Here is a 4,305-nt window from a genome sequence, read left to right on the forward strand (position 1 = left end):
ACCGGGGGCAGTTCGGGGGTGCGGCCGTCGCGGACGGCCTGCCAGGCGGCGGCCAGGTCGGGCAGCAGGATGCGCCAGGAGACACCGTCCACCACCAGGTGGTGCAGCACCAGCACCAGCCGCCCCGCAACCGCCCCGCCCGAGCCGCCGGGACCGGCGGAGTCGGCAGAGTCAGCGGAGTCGGCAGAGTCGGCGGGGCCGACGGGGCCGACGGGGTCGAACCAGACGAACTGGGCCATCACCCCGGCCGCCGGGTCCAGCCTTCCCGCCGCCGCGTCCAGCTCCCGCATCAGCGACCGGTGCCACTCCTCGCCCCGGTCGCCGTCCCAGGCCACCCGGCGGATCAGCGCGGGCACCTCCACCGAACCGGGCGGAGCCACCTCCAGGGCGCCGCCCTCGCCCTCCTCCGGCAGCAGCCGCGCGCGCAGCAGGTCGTGCCGGTCGAAGACCGCGCCCAGGGTCGCCGCCAGTCCCTCCCCGTCGATACCGGCAGGCAGGTCCACCACCATGGCCTGGAGAAAGCGGTCGAATCCCGGTCCCCAGTCCCGTATCCACTGGGCGACCGGCAGCAGCGGCTGCCGCCCGGTGCCGCCGCCCTCCAGCTCCGGCAGCACGGCGGCGGCACCGCTGCGCTCCCGGGCGGCGGCGGTCCCGGCCAGCGCGGCGACCGTCCGGCACTCGAAGACGTCCCGGGGGGAGACGGTCACGCCCTGGGCCCGGGCCCGGGCCACCACCTGGATGGACTGGATGGAGTCGCCGCCCAGGGCGAAGAAGTCGTCGTCGATGCCGACCCGGTCCACGCCGAGCAGCTCGGCGAACAGGGCGGCCAGGATCTCTTCCTGCCGGGTGCGGGGCGCCCGGTACGCCNGTCCACGCCGAGCAGCTCGGCGAACAGGGCGGCCAGGATCTCTTCCTGCCGGGTGCGGGGCGCCCGGTACGCCTCGGCGGTGTACTCGGGTTCCGGCAGCGCGGCCTTGTCCAGCTTGCCGTTGGGCGTCAGCGGCAGCCGGTCCAGGATGACGAACACCCCGGGCACCATGAACTCCGGGAGCTGCCCGGCCAGGAACGCGCGCAGCTCGCCCTTGGCGAAGCCCGAGTCGAAGGCGACGGAGCCGTAAATGCCGTGCCCGGCGTGGTCCTGGGCGGCGGTGCGGGCGGGCACCACGTAGCCCACGAGTTGCTTGCCCCCGCCGTCCGGCCGCTCGTGGGCGGTAACGGCGGCCTGCGCCACGCCCGGATGGGCCATCAGCGCGGCCTCCACCTCGTGCGGTTCGATCCGGATGCCGTGGATCTTGACCTGGCTGTCCGCGCGGCCGTGGAACACCAGGTCGCCCTCGGGGGTCCACTCGGCCAGGTCACCGGTGCGGTACATGCGCTCGCCCGGCCCGCCGAACGGGCAGGCGAGGAAGCGCTGCGCGGTCAGCCCGGGACGGCCCAGGTAGCCGCGGGCCAGCGATTCGCCCGCCACGTACAGCTCGCCGACGACCCCGGGGCCGACCGGGCGCAGGGCGTCGTCCAGCACCTGGACCCGGGTGTCGGTGACGGCCCGGCCGATCGGCGGGGTGCGGCCGTCGCCGGGCAGCGGCGCGCTCATGGTGGCGCAGACCGTGGTCTCGGTCGGGCCGTAGGCGTTGATCATGCGGCGGCCCACCGACCAGGTGTCCGCCAGTTCCGGCACGGTCGCCTCGCCGGCCACCACCAGGGTCTGCACCGTGGCCAGGGAGTCCTGCGGGAGCACGGCCAGGACCGGCGGCGGCAGGGTGGCGTGGGTGACCCGGTGCCGGGCGATGGTCGCGGCGAGCGGACTGCCGGGCGCCAGCTCGTCCTGGTCCGCCACCACGAGCGTGGCGCCGGAGAGCAGGCCCATGCACATTTCCCACACCGAGGCGTCGAAGCTCGGCGAGGCGAACTGGAGCACCCGGCTGTCGGCGGTCACCTTCAGCCGGTCCTGGTGGGTGGCGAGCAGGGCGGCCAGGCCCCGGTGGGTGACCGCGACTCCCTTGGGCCGCCCGGTGGAGCCGGAGGTGTAGATGACATAGGCGGTATGGGCCACCCGTGCCCGGGCCGCCGGGGCGGGGGTGTCCGGGATGTCCGCCCCGGCCTCCTCCGGCGCCGGGCCGGTGAGGCCGCCGAGCCCGTCCAGGCTCAGCACCGGGACGGGGAGCGGGGGCAGCACTCCGGCGGTGGGCGGGTCGGCCAGCATCAGGCGGGCCGCGGAGTCCGCCACCATGAAGGTGATCCGGTCGGCGGGGTAGGCCGGGTCCACCGGCAGGAACGCGCCGCCGGCCTTCAGCACCGCGAGCACCGCCACCCACAGGCCCGGCGAGCGCCGCATGGCCACGCCCACCACGGTCTCGGGGCCGACGCCGCGGGCGGCCAGCACCCGGGCCAGGCGGTCGGCGCGGGCGTCCAGTTCGGCGTAGGTCAGCGTCGCCTCGCCGGAGACCAGGGCCGGCGCGTCCGGCGCCTCGGCGACCCGGCGCCCGAAGAGTTCGGGAATTGTCGCGGCCGGCACCGTGGGTTCCGTCGGCTGACCCGGCAGCCAGGACTGCTCAGAAGAACACAAGGCGACCTTCCCCAGGGGTATCGGGCATCGGACGGATGGTTATCCGCGCGGTTTCTCTTTCCGGCTCCGGCTCCGGCTCCGGGGGCCGGGTGGTCTGTTCACGCATCGGGCCGGTCATTTCCGGAAGCCAGCAGGGTGGTGCCGAGGAAATCGAGGAGTTCGGTATTCGCGCCGCCGTCGAAGAGATAGAAGTGTCCGCCCGGGAAGACCCGTATGTCGAACTGCTCGCTGGTGTGCCCGCGCCACGGCCCGACGGAGTCCAGGGGTGCCCGGACATCGGAATCCCCGACCAGCACGGTGATGGGGACGTCCAGCGGGGGGCGGGGAGCCGTCCGGTGGCGTTCCCAGAGCCGGAAATCCGCCAGTACGGTCGGCAGCAGGATCTCCAGTGCGTCCTCGTCCTCCAGGATCTCCTCGTCGAAACCGCCCAGGCTCAGCACCTTGGCGCGGAACTCGTCCTCCGGCAGGCCGTGGAGTTCCGGCCGGCCCCGGGCCGCCTCGGGCGAGGACTCCCCGGAGAGGAAGAGGTGGGCCGGGGCGGGCCCGCCGGCGGCCCGCAGCGCCCGGGTCACCTCGTAGGCCAGCAGCGCACCGCAGGAGTGGCCGAAGAAGGAGAACGGGCCGGTCAGCACCGGGCGCAGGGCTTGGGCGAGCTCCCGGACCAGCGGGCCGACCTCGGTGGCCGGGTCCTCCAGAATCCGGTTCTGCCGGCCCGGCAGCTGGACGGCGATCAGCTCGATCCCGGACGGCAGCCGGGGCACCCACCCGGAGAAGGCGCTTGCCCCTCCGCCCGCGTGCGGAAAGCAGACCAGCCGGTGGCGGCAGCCGGGCCGCCGGGCCCGCCACAGGCAAGGGCTCTCGACTGCCAGTACCGCCTCCTGCGAACGGCTGTGCGCGTGCGCCCCCATGGCTGCTCCTCAGATCTCGGCACCGATCTGTCGATCGGCAGTTGTTTCAGGCAAAAACAGCGGATTGCAGCGGTTTCCGATGACGAAGAACCAGGTGAGAACCGGCGCGCAGAACCGGCCGGAGCGCGTTACCGGAGGAAGCGTGACCCGTCGGCCGAATTTCCGGGGAGAAAACTTGGCACGGTTCCGGGAAACCGAGTCCGGTATTTGCGGGAGGGACGCGTCGGGACCGGTGGACGAATCCCTGCCGTCCCTCGCCGCCGATCGTAGAAGCGCCCGTCCGGCACGGGCAAGGGAACCGGCGCAGCGGCACGGGGGCGGCATTCGGAGCGATTGGCACAGGGCGCGGAGTGTTTCGTGTCCCGGCGACGGGACAACCACAATGTGGTATTGCTTCCAGGACCACTCATCGACGTCCGGGCACGGGACGGTGTCCTGTCGCCAGGACACCGGGACGGACCGGCGACAACACCCGCACTCGGGCGGATGCTCATCCGCCTGCCGCCGGTGAGTAATCCCACCGGAAGCGAATCGTGAATGGTGTGAATTGGAGGCGACAGTGAGCAGCAACCCGTTCGACGACGCGGATGGCCGGTTCTACGTCCTGGTGAACGACGAGGACCAGCACTCGCTGTGGCCGTCGTTCGCCGAGGTCCCCGCCGGCTGGCGGATCGCCTTCGGCGAGGAAGGCCGCCAGGAGTGCCTGGAGTACGTGGAGCGGAACTGGACCGACCTGCGGCCGAAGAGTCTGCGCGAGGCGATGGCCGCGAACAGCGCCTGAGCCCGCCGGGCGCGCGGCGGCCCGGCCGGCCCACCGGCCGGGCGGCCGGC

At 73.5% G+C, this 4,305-nt stretch carries 4 protein-coding genes; 1 reads left to right on the top strand and 3 read right to left on the bottom strand.

The window, feature by feature from the left end; genetic code table 11:
* The 3 genes from GQS09_RS30095 to GQS09_RS27205 all read right to left on the bottom strand — a co-directional run.
* Window positions 1-800 (bottom strand): phosphopantetheine-binding protein (locus GQS09_RS30095; protein WP_313896366.1); only part of this gene is annotated, 800 nt, incomplete at its 3' end.
* Window positions 704-2,515 (bottom strand): amino acid adenylation domain-containing protein, encoded by a 1,812-nt coding sequence (locus GQS09_RS27200; RefSeq protein WP_313896367.1) that lies wholly within the window; start codon window positions 2,513-2,515, stop codon window positions 704-706. The genes GQS09_RS27200 and GQS09_RS30095, both read right to left, overlap by 97 nt.
* A 149-nt stretch (window positions 2,516-2,664) precedes the next feature.
* Complete coding sequence (locus tag GQS09_RS27205; protein WP_165990189.1) at window positions 2,665-3,474, bottom strand: thioesterase II family protein; 810 nt, start codon at window positions 3,472-3,474, stop codon at window positions 2,665-2,667.
* A 559-nt stretch (window positions 3,475-4,033) separates the two neighbouring features.
* On the opposite strand from GQS09_RS27205, the gene GQS09_RS27210 reads away from it, so the two are divergent.
* Window positions 4,034-4,255: an MbtH family protein gene (locus tag GQS09_RS27210; RefSeq protein WP_165990190.1), complete on the top strand. Its 222-nt coding sequence runs from the start codon at window positions 4,034-4,036 to the stop codon at window positions 4,253-4,255.
* The last annotated feature ends 50 nt before the right edge of the window (window positions 4,256-4,305 follow it).

It is taken from the genome of Streptomyces sp. YIM 98790, from assembly GCF_011421595.1.
Classification (GTDB): domain Bacteria; phylum Actinomycetota; class Actinomycetes; order Streptomycetales; family Streptomycetaceae; genus Streptomyces.